The following is an 11,531-nucleotide window of genomic DNA, read 5'->3' as shown; positions in this document are numbered from 1 at the left end:
TCGCGTCGCCCGCCGGGCGGGCCGCGCGCAGCGCGGGCCGCCCGGCGCGACAGGCGTCAGCCCGCCTTGCCTTGCTTTGCGACGGCGGCCTGCGCCTTCGCGATCGCGTCCTGGTCGCCCAGGTAGTAATGCTGGATCGGCTTGAGGTTCTCGTCGAGTTCATAGACGAGCGGCACGCCGTTCGGGATGTTCAGGCCGACGATGTCGCTGTCCGAGATGCCGTCGAGGTACTTGATCAGCGCGCGCAGCGAGTTGCCGTGCGCGGCGATCAGCACCTGCTTGCCGGCGCGCACGGCCGGCGCGATCGACTCGTTCCACAGCGGCAGCACGCGCGCGACCGTGTCCTTCAGGCATTCGGTGAGCGGCAGCTGCTCGCGCGGCACCTTCGCGTAGCGCGGATCGCTGAACGGCGCGCGTTCGTCGGTCGGCTCGAGCGCGGGCGGCGGCGTGTCGTAGCTGCGGCGCCAGACGAGGACCTGGTCGTCGCCGAACTTCGCGGCCGTTTCGGCCTTGTTCAGCCCCGACAGTGCGCCGTAGTGGCGCTCGTTCAGGCGCCACGAGTGAACGACCGGCAGATACATCAGGTCCATCTTGTCCTGCACGTGCCACAGCGTGCGGATCGCGCGCTTGAGCACCGACGTGTACGCGATGTCGAACGTGTAGCCGGCCTCCTTGAGCAATGCGCCGGCCTGGTAGGCTTCGTTGCGGCCCTGTTCGGTCAGGTCGACGTCGACCCAGCCGGTGAAGCGGTTTTCCTTGTTCCACGTCGATTCGCCGTGGCGGATGAGAACGAGTTTGTACATGGATCTTGCGGTCGGTAGTGATAGGGAAGCGGGGCGCGTCGCGCGGCTCCCGATCGGGGTCCGCCATCGCGCAAGACGGTTATTTTATAATGGCGGGATTGTCCTTTCCCGATTTCTCTCTTTCTTCTCTTTCCGGCGGCATTCAGTGACGTTCTTTACTCAATACACGAACTTGGCCCTCATCGCGATCCTGCTGGTTTCCGGCGGCCTGCTCGCGTGGCCCGTGCTGCGTCGCGGCCGCGGCGGCCTGTCGGCTGCGGAAGCCACGCAGCTCATCAACCGCCGCAACGCGGTCGTGATCGACCTGCGCGCCGTGCCCGAATTCGCCGCCGGCCATCTGCCGTCGGCGCGCCAGATCGCCGCGGGCGAGCTCGGCGCGAAAATTGCGCAGATCGCCAAGAACAAGAGCACCCCGGTGCTGCTCGTCTGCCAGAACGGCCAGCAGTCGCAGAAGGCGGCGCGCGAGGTCGAGGCGGCAGGTTATGCCGAGGTGCACGTGCTCGAAGGCGGCGTCGCCGCGTGGCAGCAGGCCGGGATGCCGGTCGTCAAACAAGGAGTGGCGAAGTGAACAAGGTTCTGATGTACAGCACGCAGGTGTGTCCGTATTGCATGCAGGCCGAGCGTCTGCTGAAGCTGCGCGGCGTCGAGCAGATCGAAAAGGTGCTGATCGACCGCGATCCGGCCCGCCGCGAGGAGATGATGACGCGCACGGGCCGCCGCACGGTGCCGCAGATCTACATCGGCGACACCCACGTCGGCGGTTACGACGATCTGTCGAAGCTCGATCGCGAAGGCGGCCTGTTGCCGCTTCTGCAAGCGGCCTGATTAGGGCAGAATGGCCGCCGGCCGCGCCGCGGCTCTTGGCGCGCAGGATCCAACCGCGGCGGCCGGCATCGAGCCGGGCCGCCTCGTCACCACTTTTAGGGAAACACCATGTCCGACGTCGAAAACCAACCGTTCTTCAACATCCAGCGCGTCTACCTGAAGGATATGTCGCTCGAGCAGCCGAATTCGCCGGCGATCTTCCTCGAGCAGGACATGCCGTCGGTTGAAGTCGAAGTCGACGTCAAGGCGGAGCGCCTCGCGGAAAGCGTGTTCGAAGTCGTCGTGTCGGGCACCGTCACCGCGAAGGTCAAGGACAAGGTCGCGTTCCTGATCGAAGCGAAGCAAGCCGGTATTTTCGACATCCGCAACATTCCGGACGAACAGCTCGATCCGCTCGTCGGCATCGCTTGCCCGACGATCCTGTTCCCGTACCTGCGTTCGAACATCGCCGACGCGATCACGCGTGCGGGCTTCCCGCCGATTCACCTCGCGGAAATCAACTTCCAGGCGCTGTACGAGCAGCGTCTCGCGCAGCTTCAGCAGCAGGCCGGTGCGGCCGGCGCGCCGAACGGCACGACGCTGAACTGACGTTTCACTCCGGACCGGTGCTGGGTATGAAAGTAGCCGTTCTCGGCGCCGGTGCCTGGGGCACCGCGCTCGCGGGCCATCTGGCCGCGCGGCACGATACGCTTCTCTGGGCGCGCGACGCCGCGCTGATCGCCGGGCTACAGGCCCGGCACGAAAATTCCCGCTATCTGGAAGGCATCGCGCTGCCCGATGCGCTGCGCTACGACGCCGATCTCGACGCCGCGCTCGCGCACGGCGCCGCTGACGACGCGTTGTGCGTGATCGGCGCGCCGGTGGCCGGGCTGCGCACGCTGTTGCGCGCAATGCGCGACGCGCGCTGCGTACCGGCGCACGTGGTGTGGGTGTGCAAGGGCTTCGAGGCCGACACGCATCTGCTGCCGCACCAGGTGATCGCGGCCGAGCTGCCCGAGCAGCGCAGCAACGGCGTGCTGTCGGGGCCGAGCTTCGCCCGCGAGGTCGGGCTCGGGCTGCCGGTCGCGTTGACGGTCGCCAGCGCGTCGGCCGCGTGCCGCAAGCGCACGCTTGCGGCGTTCCATCACGGCGCGATGCGGATCTATACGGGCGACGACGTGGTCGGCGTCGAGGTCGGCGGCGCGGTGAAGAACGTGCTGGCGATCGCCACCGGCATCGCCGACGGCCTCGGGCTCGGGCTCAATGCGCGCGCCGCGCTGATCACGCGCGGCCTCGCCGAAATGTCGCGCCTCGGCGTGGCGCTCGGCGGCCGGGCGGAAACCTTCACGGGCCTCACGGGCCTCGGCGACCTGATCCTCACCGCGACGGGCGACCTGTCGCGCAATCGCACGGTCGGGCTGCAACTGGCGTCCGGCCGCTCGCTGGCCGACATCCTCGGCGCGCTCGGCCACGTGGCCGAAGGCGTGCGCTGCGCGCAGGCGGTGCTCGCACTCGCGCACGCACACGCGATCGAAATGCCGATCACCGAGGCCGTGTGCGGCGTGCTGTTCGACGGCGTCGCACCGCGCGATGCGGTGAGCGGGCTGCTGCGCCGCGACGCGCGCGCCGAATGACGCGCTAACGCGTCGGTGCGGGCGCAGCGCGCCGTTCTCGCGCCCGCGTGCCTTCGCGCAACGCGCGCGGCGCGAAAGCGCATTACGCTCGAACCGTCGCCATAGCTTTCGGGAGAGCGTCATGCTGCAGATCGGTTCCACCGCGCTCGACGCGCAACTCGTCGACATCACCACGCTCGACGTCGACGCGATCGTCAACGCCGCGAACGGCTCGTTGCTCGGCGGCGGCGGCGTCGACGGCGCGATCCATCGCGCGGCCGGCCCCGGGCTGCTGGCCGAATGCCGTACGCTCGGCGGCTGTGCGACCGGCGACGCGAAGCTCACGCGCGGGCACGGGCTGCCGGCGCGCTACGTGATTCATGCGGTCGGCCCCGTCTGGTACGGCGGTGCGCGCGGCGAGCCCGAGCTGCTCGCGTCGTGCTACCGGCGCGCCATCGAACTCGCCGAAGAAGTCGCCGCGACGTCGATCGCGTTTCCGGCGATCAGTTGCGGCGTGTACCGCTATCCGGCTGAAGACGCCGTCGACATCGCGGTCGGCACGGTAATCGACATGCTGCCGCAGGCGCCGAACCTCGCACGTGTGGTGTTCGCGTGCTTTGCGCCGGACATCTACGACCTCTATCGCGCGCGGCTCGCGCGCATCTAGCGCGGCCGCGCGCCGCCGTTCAGGCGCCGCCTTCGAAGCCGGCCTGGCGCCAAGCTTCGAACACGACCACGGCCACCGTATTCGACAGGTTCAGGCTGCGGTTGCCGGGCCGCATCGGCAGGCGCACGCGCTGCTCGCCCGGAAAGCGCTCGAGAAGCTCGGCCGGCAGCCCGCGGGTTTCGGAGCCGAACACGAACCAGTCGCCCGGCACGAACGCGTGGTCGTGGAAGCGCCCCGAGCCGCGGGTCGTGAACGCGAACATCCGCGCGGGATCGGGCGACTCGGCCGCGACGAACGCATCCCAGTCGCGGTGCACGCGCATTTCCGCGTATTCGTGATAGTCGAGGCCCGCGCGGCGCATCTTCGCGTCGTCGAGCGGGAAGCCGAGCGGCTCGATCAGATGCAGGCGCGCGCCGGTGTTCGCGCACAGGCGGATCACGTTGCCGGTGTTCGGCGGAATTTCGGGGGCGACGAGAACGACGTTGAACATGGGTTGGGTCTGGCTGGGCCGGCCGGGGCGGAGCAACGCTGCTGCTCGTTCCCGGCCGGCCGGTTCGTGGCGGCCGGCGCCGTATCCGGGCGGCCGGCCTCTTTGCTGTCCATCTAATTAATCCCTGGCGGTGCGCAGCGCAACCAGATTCGTCACGCGCGCGGCGCCCGCCGCCTTCAATGCATGCGCGGCGGCCGCGAGCGTCGCGCCGGACGTCATCACGTCGTCGACCAGCGCAACGTGACGGCCGGCGAGGTCGCTCGTCACCGCGAACGCCGCGCTCACGTTGTCGCGCCGCGCGCGGCGGTCGAGCCGCGACTGCGGCGCGGTCTCGGTCACGCGTTCGAGCAGCGCCGCGTCGGCGCGCACACCGAGCTGGCGCGCCAGCGGTCGCGCGATCGCCCACGCCTGGTTGTAGCCGCGCGCGACCAGCCGTCCGCGCGCGAGCGGCACCGGCGCGATCACGTCGAAGCCGCTCGCGCGGCGCAACGTGTCGGTGTCGTCGATCCGCGAGGCGAGCCGCGCGGCGAATTCCGCACCGAGCGCGAGGCGCGCGCGAAATTTCAGCCCGCGCGCGAGCCCGTCGAGCGGTGCGCGGTAATCGGCGAGCGCGAGCGTCGCGTCGAACGGCGGCGGCGTCGCGCGGCATCCGTCGCAACGGTAGGCGGACGTCGCGTCAGCGCCACCGTGTCGGCTGCCCGGCCTGCGCATGCTTGCGCGACCGACGCCCAGCGGTAGCGCACAGACCTCGCAACGCAGCCGCGCTTCATTCCAGTACGCGGCATCGCATGCGTCGCAAATGACGTTATGTGACAAATTGCCGCACAGCGCGCACCGATTCGGCAGCGCGGCTGCAATGACGTGTGTCAACAGCATGCGAGCATGCGACAAAACGACGCGCGTGACGCGCGCCGACGAACGGCCGTCCATCGCCAACACTCCGCAGGTGCCCGCTCGCTGAAGGCCGCGAGGCGAGCGAGTATACTTCGGGCTCTTCGCCAGTGTGCCCGACATGTCCCCAGCTTCGACTCCAACCGGCCGTCCGGCCAATGACGCCCGGCGTTTGCGGCGAATCTTCGATCGTCGCGCGGCCGCATTCGACGCCGTTGCGTTCCTGCCGCGCGAGATCGCGCAGCGGATGAACGAGCGGCTCGAATACATCAAGGTGAGCCCCGCGGCCGTGCTCGATGCGGGCTGCGGCCCGGGCGACGACCTGCCGGCGTTGCGCGCGCGCTTTCCCGAGGCGCCGGTGTTCGGCGTCGACCTGTCGGGCGCGATGCTGGCGCGCGCGGGCCAGCGCGAAGTCGAGCAGACCAGCTGGCGCCGCTGGCTGCCCGCCTCGCTCGGCCGCGCGCTGGGCCAGCGCGGCGCGCGCGTCGCACAGGCCGACTTCTCGGTGCTGCCGTTCGCGGCCGGCGCATTCGACCTGATCTGGTCGAATCTCGCGCTGCACTGGCATTCGCGTCCCGATACCGTGTTCCCCGAATGGCAGCGCGTGCTGCGCGTCAACGGCCTGCTGATGTTCAGCACGCTCGGCCCCGATACGCTGCGCGAGCTGCGCGCGGCCTGCGCGGACGCCGAAGCGGCGCTCGGCATCGCGCCGCCCGCCGCGCGCGTGATCGATTTCGTCGACATGCACGACCTTGGCGACATGCTCGTCGAGAGCGGCTTCGAGATCCCCGTGATGGATCAGGAAGTGCTCACCGTTACATATAAGACGCCCGATTCGCTGCTGGCCGACGTACGTCGCTGGGGCGCGTATCCGTTCGAGCGCGTCGCGCCGCAGCGCGCGACGCGGCGCTTTCGCGCGGCGCTCTGCGAGGCGCTGGAAGCGCGCCGCCGCGCGGACGGCACGATCGCGCTGACGTTCGAGGTGATCTACGGCCACGCGTGGAAAGCCGTGCCGCGCACGACCGCCGACGGACACGGGATCGTGCGCATCGAGGACATCGGCAAGGGGCGTCCGAAGAATCGGTGAAGCGGTAAAGAGCGGTTTTGTTATGTCAGAAATTAGCGGCGCGAAGCGCGGTCGAAGTGATCCGAAAAACGGCCAGGAGGCTTGTGGCGCTTGGCTCGCGGGCCGATAGTCGCTTGCTTGTGGATGCCATTGAACGCGCCTATAATGCGTCAGCTTGTCGCCCCGGGGTCCCCGCAATACGGTGCGACGAGTCCGATGCAGGCATGCATCGCATGCCATTCGCGTGAGGCGGCGATGGAAGCAGCGAGTGTTTTGGCGGAGTCGACGAACGGCGAACCGGTCATCGCAGACTGGCTCATGAAACGCAACTGTTCGGTATCGCCGCGGCAGTTCGTGCTGTTTTACGTGTCGCTCGCGGGCTTCTCGCTGGTGATCGCGGCATTGCTGATGTGGCGGGGAGCGTGGCTCGTCATGCCCTTCACCGGGATCGAATTGCTGGCGGTAGGCGTCGCGTTCGCGATCTATGCGCGCCATGCAGTCGATTACGAGCGTATCAGGCTGTTTTCGCACCGGCTCGTGATCGAGCGGATGGATGCGGAGCGGTTCACGCAGATCGAATTCAACCCGCGCTGGGTGCGGGTCGAGCCGGGTGCGACGCCACGCGATCCGATTCGACTGGTATCGCGCGGGCAGACCGTCGTAATCGGGCAGCATCTCGCGCAGTACAAGCGTGCGCAGTTCGCCGACGAACTGCGCGTGTCGCTCAGGCGCTGCGGCTGACGAGGCGCAGGCACCGGCCCAGGGCCGGAGGCTTGCGACGGGGGAGGGTTTGAATGGAAATTTTGGGTAAGGATGCTATGAAAACAATCAAGCGAGCCCTCACGGGCGTGCTGGCATGCAGCAGTCTGCTCTTTGCCGGCGCTGCTCTGGCGGTCGGTGATAGCCCGGGCGGCCCCCGCGTCAACGAGATCAACTTTCAGCCGCCGGTCACGAAGATCGCCGAGGAGCTCTACGATCTCCACACGATGATGCTGATCCTCTGTACGGTGATCTTCGTCGGCGTGTTCGGCGTGATGTTCTATTCGATCTTCGCGCACCGCAAATCCAAAGGCCACAAGGCCGCCAATTTCCATGAAAGCACGACCGTCGAAATCATCTGGACGATCGTGCCGTTCATCATCGTCGTGCTGATGGCGCTGCCGGCCACGAAGGCCGTCGTCGCGATGAAGGACACCACCAACGCCGATCTCACCATCAAGGTCACCGGCTATCAGTGGAAGTGGGGCTACGACTACGTGAAGGGCCCGGGCGAGGGCATCAGCTTCCTGTCGACGCTCAGCACGCCGCGTGACGAAGTGATGGGCAAGAAGCCGATCACCGAAACCTATCTGCAGGAAGTCGACAACCCGCTCGTCGTGCCGGTCAACAAGAAGATCCGGATCATCACGACCGCGAACGACGTCGTCCACTCGTGGTACGTGCCCGCGTTCGGCGTGAAGCAGGATGCGATCCCCGGCTTCGTGCGCGATACGTGGTTCAAGGCCGACAAGGTCGGCACGTTCCGCGGCTTCTGTACCGAACTGTGCGGCAAGGAACACGCGTTCATGCCGGTCGTCGTCGAAGTGCTGTCGGACGAAGACTACGCGAAGTGGGTCAGCGCGCAGAAGGGCAAGCTCGCGAACGCAGCGGTCGATCCGAACAAGGTCTACACGATGGCCGAACTCGTCGCGCACGGCGAGGAAGTCTACAAGGCGAACTGCGCGGCCTGCCACCAGGTGAACGGCAAGGGCCTCGGCGCGTTTCCCGCGATGGACGGCAGCGCGATCGTGAACGGCCCGATCGCCGGCCACGTCGAGCGCGTGCTGCACGGCAAGGGCGCGATGCCGTCGTGGGCGTCGCTGTCGGACCTCGACATCGCATCGGTCATCACCTACGAACGCAATTCGTGGGGCAACCACAAGAACGACCTGCTGCAACCGAAGCAGGTAGCCGACGCACGCAACGGCAAGATGCCGGAAGACGCAGCAGGCGCGGCCGCACCGGCCGACGCGGCATTGGCGCCGGCGCAAGCCGCGTCGGGCGCGGCCGAGCAGCCGGCCGCAGCGGCGGCGGTGTCCACGGTCTACTTCGAAACGGGCAAGAGCGTGCTGCCGGCCGACGCGAAGGCGGCGATCGCCGCCGCGGCCGACTATGCGAAGGCGCATCCGGACGCGAAGCTCGCGCTGTCGGGCTTCACCGACAAGTCGGGCTCGGCCGACGCCAATGCGGAGCTCGCGAAGCGCCGCGCGCAAGCCGTGCGCGATGCGCTGAAGGCTGCGGGCGTGGCGGAAGACCACATTGTTCTCAAGAAGCCGGAAACGATCACGGGCGGCGCCGACGCGAAGGAAGCGCGGCGCGTCGAGATCGGGCCGGCGGCTTGACGTGTCGCTGAGTTAGTCGACGTATTCGCATTAGGAGATTCTCATGTCTAGCATCGGGCACGACGTAGCCGCGGGCCACGCGCACGACGACCACGCGCACGAAACACCGCACGGCTGGCGCCGCTGGCTGTTCGCCACCAACCACAAGGACATCGGTACGCTGTACCTGCTGTTCTCGTTCATCATGTTCCTGTCGGGCGGCGTGATGGCGCTCGCGATCCGGGCCGAGCTGTTCGAGCCGGGCCTGCAGATCATGCGTCCGGAGTTCTTCAACGAACTCACGACGATGCACGGGCTGATCATGGTGTTCGGCGCGATCATGCCGGCGTTCGTCGGCTTCGCGAACTGGATGATTCCGCTGCAGATCGGCGCATCCGACATGGCGTTCGCGCGGATGAACAACTTCAGCTTCTGGCTGCTGCCGGTCGCGGCCGTGCTGCTGGTCGGTTCGTTCTTCGCGCCGGGCGGCGCGACGGCCGCCGGCTGGACGCTGTACGCACCGCTGTCGACGCAGATGGGCCCGGGCATGGACTTCGCGATCTTCGCGGTCCACATCATGGGCGCGTCGTCGATCATGGGCGGCATCAACATCGTCGTGACGATCCTGAACATGCGCGCACCGGGCATGACGCTGATGAAGATGCCGATGTTCGCATGGACCTGGCTGATCACCGCGTACCTGCTGATCGCCGTGATGCCGGTTCTCGCGGGCGCGATCACGATGGTGCTGTTCGATCGCCACTTCGGCACGTCGTTCTTCAACGCGGCAGGCGGCGGCGACCCGGTGATGTACCAGCACATCTTCTGGTTCTTCGGCCACCCCGAGGTGTACATCATGATTCTGCCGGCGTTCGGGATCGTGTCGCAGGTGATCCCGGCGTTCGCGCGCAAGACGCTGTTCGGCTACAGCTCGATGGTGTACGCGACCGCGTCGATCGCGATCCTGTCGTTCATGGTCTGGGCGCACCACATGTTCGCCACGGGCATGCCGGTCACCGGTCAGCTGTTCTTCATGTACGCGACGATGCTGATCGCGGTGCCGACGGGCGTGAAGGTGTTCAACTGGCTCGCGACGATGTGGCGCGGCTCGATGACGTTCGAAACGCCGATGATGTTCGCGATCGGCTTCCTGTTCGTGTTCACGTTCGGCGGCCTGACGGGCCTGATGCTGGCGATGGCGCCGCTCGACATCCAGTACCACGGCACTTACTTCGTGGTCGCGCACTTCCACTACGTGCTGGTGGCCGGTTCCCTGTTCGCGCTGTTCGCGGGCTGGTACTACTGGTCGCCGAAGTGGACGGGCTGGATGTACAACGAGACGCGCGGCAAGATCCACTTCTGGTCGTCGATGATCTTCTTCAACCTGACGTTCTTCCCGATGCACTTCGTCGGCCTCGCGGGCATGCCGCGTCGCTATGCGGACTACCCGGCGCAGTTCACCGACTTCAACCAGATCGCGACGATCGGTGCATTCGGTTTCGGCCTCGCGCAGGTGTACTTCCTGTTCGCGGTCGCGCTGCCGGCCTACCGTGGTGGCGGCGACCTCGAAAAGGCGTCGGACAAGCCGTGGGACGGCGCGACGGGCCTCGAATGGACGGTGCCGAGCCCGGCTCCGTTCCACACGTTCGAGCAACCGCCGCACGTGGAATAAGTTACGCCGTGCGTTCCGCCGCTGCCTGCCGTGCAGGCAGGCGCGGCGGGCGCCGGACCGAAGTTTCAGCGCAGTTTCAGCGAAGTTCCAGATGAACCGGAATCCACAAGAAAGACGAACGCCCGAGCAGATTCGCGCGGGCAACAAGCGGCTCGGCCTCATCCTGCTCGTCATCGCCGCCGTTTTCTTTGTGGGTGTCGTGATCAAGCAGTGGTGGCTGTCCACTCACTGATGCAGCAACTGACGCAGTAGCGAGGAAGTAGTCGTATGTCGAAGCCGGAAGATGGCGCCGTCGATCGGGCGTTCAATCGTTCGATGCTGGTGAAGCTCTTCGTCGTCGCCGCACTGATGTTCGGCTTCGGCTTCGCGCTGATTCCGATGTATCGCGCGATTTGCCAGATCACCGGCATCAACAATCTGGTGCAGCGCGATGTCAGCGCGCGCGAAGCGAAGAGCTCGCAGGTCGACTACGGCCGCACGGTGTCGGTGGAGTTCGATGCGAATGCGCGCGGCCCGCTCGGTTTCAAGCCGGAGCACAACAGCCTCGACGTGCATCCGGGCGAGCTGACGACGATCGTCTACGACGTGACCAACGGGCAGGCCCGGTCGGTGGTGGCGCAGGCGATTCCGAGCTACGCGCCGAAGCAGGCGACGGAGTTCTTCAAGAAGATCGAGTGTTTTTGCTTCACGCAGCAGACGCTGGCCGCGAACGAGTCGCGCAAGATGCCGGTGGTGTTCGTGATCGATCCGAAACTGCCGAAGGACGTGAAGACGATCACGCTGTCGTACACGTTCTTCGAGCTCAATACGCCGGCCGCGCCGGCGCCGGCGCCGCGCAAGAGCGCGGAGCAGGGCGCGGCGAAACCGGCTGCATGACCACGGAGACGGGGCGATGACGGAGACCAAGCGGAGCGGGACGTTCGGCCAGGCGGTACGGGCGGTGTTGTGGTCGTTCTTCGGGGTGCGCAAGCGGCGCGATCTCGAAGCCGATGCGACGCAGCTCAATCCGTTGCACGTGCTGATCGTCGCGTTGATCGCGGCCGGCATGTTCATCGGCGTGCTGATCCTGATCGTGCGTGCGGTCGTGGGCTGACGCCCGCGGCGACGAAAGAATGCAGTGCGTGGCGCCCCGGGCGCCGCGTACGGGAAAGAGTGGCGGCCGTCG

General features: G+C 67.1%; 15 protein-coding genes. 12 read left to right on the top strand and 3 right to left on the bottom strand.

All coding sequences use genetic code 11. The features are described from left to right. Positions 1-56: 56 nt before the first annotated feature. Positions 57-803 (bottom strand): 2,3-diphosphoglycerate-dependent phosphoglycerate mutase, encoded by a 747-nt coding sequence (gene gpmA / locus MYA_RS12755; protein WP_011886113.1) that lies wholly within the window; start codon positions 801-803, stop codon positions 57-59. A gap of 145 nt (positions 804-948) precedes the next feature. Here gpmA and MYA_RS12750 point away from each other — a divergent pair, with 145 nt between their 5' ends. From MYA_RS12750 to MYA_RS12730, 5 genes are all read left to right on the top strand, one after another. Then, positions 949-1,371, top strand: coding sequence for a rhodanese-like domain-containing protein (locus MYA_RS12750; protein ID WP_014723700.1), 423 nt, complete (start codon positions 949-951; stop codon positions 1,369-1,371). Next, entirely contained in the window at positions 1,368-1,628 is a 261-nt protein-coding gene (grxC, locus tag MYA_RS12745) for a glutaredoxin 3 (protein ID WP_011886111.1), read from the top strand. Before MYA_RS12750 ends, grxC begins: the two co-directional genes overlap by 4 nt. A gap of 108 nt (positions 1,629-1,736) precedes the next feature. Further along, positions 1,737-2,216 carry a protein-export chaperone SecB gene (gene secB, locus MYA_RS12740; RefSeq protein ID WP_011658008.1) on the top strand — a complete coding sequence of 160 codons (480 nt, stop codon included), beginning with the start codon at positions 1,737-1,739 and terminating at the stop codon, positions 2,214-2,216. Between the two features lie 26 nt (positions 2,217-2,242). Further along, positions 2,243-3,241, top strand: a complete 999-nt coding sequence (locus MYA_RS12735) for an NAD(P)H-dependent glycerol-3-phosphate dehydrogenase (protein WP_014723699.1) — start codon at positions 2,243-2,245, stop codon at positions 3,239-3,241. A 121-nt stretch (positions 3,242-3,362) separates the two neighbouring features. Then, on the top strand, positions 3,363-3,887 hold the full coding sequence (locus tag MYA_RS12730; protein ID WP_014723698.1) for an O-acetyl-ADP-ribose deacetylase: 525 nt from the start codon (positions 3,363-3,365) through the stop codon (positions 3,885-3,887). Positions 3,888-3,906: 19 nt separating this feature from the next. On the opposite strand, the gene trmL is transcribed toward MYA_RS12730, so the two are convergent. Both trmL and MYA_RS12720 read right to left on the bottom strand, forming a co-directional pair. Then, on the bottom strand, positions 3,907-4,377 hold the full coding sequence (gene trmL, locus MYA_RS12725; protein WP_014723697.1) for a tRNA (uridine(34)/cytosine(34)/5-carboxymethylaminomethyluridine(34)-2'-O)-methyltransferase TrmL: 471 nt from the start codon (positions 4,375-4,377) through the stop codon (positions 3,907-3,909). A 117-nt stretch (positions 4,378-4,494) separates the two neighbouring features. Further along, positions 4,495-5,307, bottom strand: a complete 813-nt coding sequence (locus MYA_RS12720) for a ComF family protein (RefSeq protein WP_014723696.1) — start codon at positions 5,305-5,307, stop codon at positions 4,495-4,497. 82 nt (positions 5,308-5,389) lie between these two features. Here MYA_RS12720 and MYA_RS12715 point away from each other — a divergent pair, with 82 nt between their 5' ends. From MYA_RS12715 to MYA_RS12685, 7 genes are all read left to right on the top strand, one after another. Beyond that, on the top strand, positions 5,390-6,355 hold the full coding sequence (locus MYA_RS12715; RefSeq protein WP_041493895.1) for a methyltransferase domain-containing protein: 966 nt from the start codon (positions 5,390-5,392) through the stop codon (positions 6,353-6,355). Between the two features lie 195 nt (positions 6,356-6,550). Further along, positions 6,551-7,075 carry a DUF2244 domain-containing protein gene (locus MYA_RS12710; protein ID WP_011886105.1) on the top strand — a complete coding sequence of 175 codons (525 nt, stop codon included), beginning with the start codon at positions 6,551-6,553 and terminating at the stop codon, positions 7,073-7,075. A 53-nt stretch (positions 7,076-7,128) separates the two neighbouring features. Further along, positions 7,129-8,715 (top strand): cytochrome c oxidase subunit II, encoded by a 1,587-nt coding sequence (coxB, locus tag MYA_RS12705; protein ID WP_014723694.1) that lies wholly within the window; start codon positions 7,129-7,131, stop codon positions 8,713-8,715. A gap of 43 nt (positions 8,716-8,758) precedes the next feature. Continuing rightward, positions 8,759-10,366 (top strand): cytochrome c oxidase subunit I, encoded by a 1,608-nt coding sequence (gene ctaD, locus MYA_RS12700; RefSeq protein ID WP_011886103.1) that lies wholly within the window; start codon positions 8,759-8,761, stop codon positions 10,364-10,366. A gap of 91 nt (positions 10,367-10,457) precedes the next feature. After that, positions 10,458-10,598, top strand: a complete 141-nt coding sequence (locus tag MYA_RS31935; protein ID WP_006760728.1) for a cytochrome oxidase small assembly protein — start codon at positions 10,458-10,460, stop codon at positions 10,596-10,598. A gap of 35 nt (positions 10,599-10,633) precedes the next feature. Next, positions 10,634-11,242 (top strand): cytochrome c oxidase assembly protein, encoded by a 609-nt coding sequence (locus MYA_RS12690; protein WP_014723693.1) that lies wholly within the window; start codon positions 10,634-10,636, stop codon positions 11,240-11,242. A 16-nt stretch (positions 11,243-11,258) separates the two neighbouring features. Continuing rightward, positions 11,259-11,459, top strand: a complete 201-nt coding sequence (locus MYA_RS12685) for a DUF2970 domain-containing protein (RefSeq protein ID WP_011886101.1) — start codon at positions 11,259-11,261, stop codon at positions 11,457-11,459. Positions 11,460-11,531 lie beyond the last annotated feature (72 nt).

Source organism: Burkholderia sp. KJ006, assembly GCF_000262695.1.
Lineage (GTDB): Bacteria > Pseudomonadota > Gammaproteobacteria > Burkholderiales > Burkholderiaceae > Burkholderia > Burkholderia vietnamiensis.
The sequence above is the reverse complement of the archived record's forward strand: the minus strand, read 5'-3'. Positions and strand labels throughout refer to the sequence as shown.

What these genes read in the sequence shown, in the direction of transcription:
- MYA_RS12730 (WP_014723698.1), top strand. Translation starts at nt 3,363, where the DNA reads ATGCTGCAGATCGGTTCCACCGCGCTCGACGCGCAACTCGTCGACATC.
- MYA_RS12715 (WP_041493895.1), top strand. Translation starts at nt 5,390, where the DNA reads ATGTCCCCAGCTTCGACTCCAACCGGCCGTCCGGCCAATGACGCCCGG.
- MYA_RS12735 (WP_014723699.1), top strand. Translation starts at nt 2,243, where the DNA reads ATGAAAGTAGCCGTTCTCGGCGCCGGTGCCTGGGGCACCGCGCTCGCG.
- coxB (WP_014723694.1), top strand. Translation starts at nt 7,129, where the DNA reads ATGGAAATTTTGGGTAAGGATGCTATGAAAACAATCAAGCGAGCCCTC.
- secB (WP_011658008.1), top strand. Translation starts at nt 1,737, where the DNA reads ATGTCCGACGTCGAAAACCAACCGTTCTTCAACATCCAGCGCGTCTAC.
- ctaD (WP_011886103.1), top strand. Translation starts at nt 8,759, where the DNA reads ATGTCTAGCATCGGGCACGACGTAGCCGCGGGCCACGCGCACGACGAC.
- MYA_RS12720 (WP_014723696.1), bottom strand. Translation starts at nt 5,307, where the DNA reads ATGGACGGCCGTTCGTCGGCGCGCGTCACGCGCGTCGTTTTGTCGCAT.
- MYA_RS31935 (WP_006760728.1), top strand. Translation starts at nt 10,458, where the DNA reads ATGAACCGGAATCCACAAGAAAGACGAACGCCCGAGCAGATTCGCGCG.
- MYA_RS12690 (WP_014723693.1), top strand. Translation starts at nt 10,634, where the DNA reads ATGTCGAAGCCGGAAGATGGCGCCGTCGATCGGGCGTTCAATCGTTCG.
- MYA_RS12710 (WP_011886105.1), top strand. Translation starts at nt 6,551, where the DNA reads ATGCAGGCATGCATCGCATGCCATTCGCGTGAGGCGGCGATGGAAGCA.
- gpmA (WP_011886113.1), bottom strand. Translation starts at nt 803, where the DNA reads ATGTACAAACTCGTTCTCATCCGCCACGGCGAATCGACGTGGAACAAG.
- trmL (WP_014723697.1), bottom strand. Translation starts at nt 4,377, where the DNA reads ATGTTCAACGTCGTTCTCGTCGCCCCCGAAATTCCGCCGAACACCGGC.
- MYA_RS12685 (WP_011886101.1), top strand. Translation starts at nt 11,259, where the DNA reads ATGACGGAGACCAAGCGGAGCGGGACGTTCGGCCAGGCGGTACGGGCG.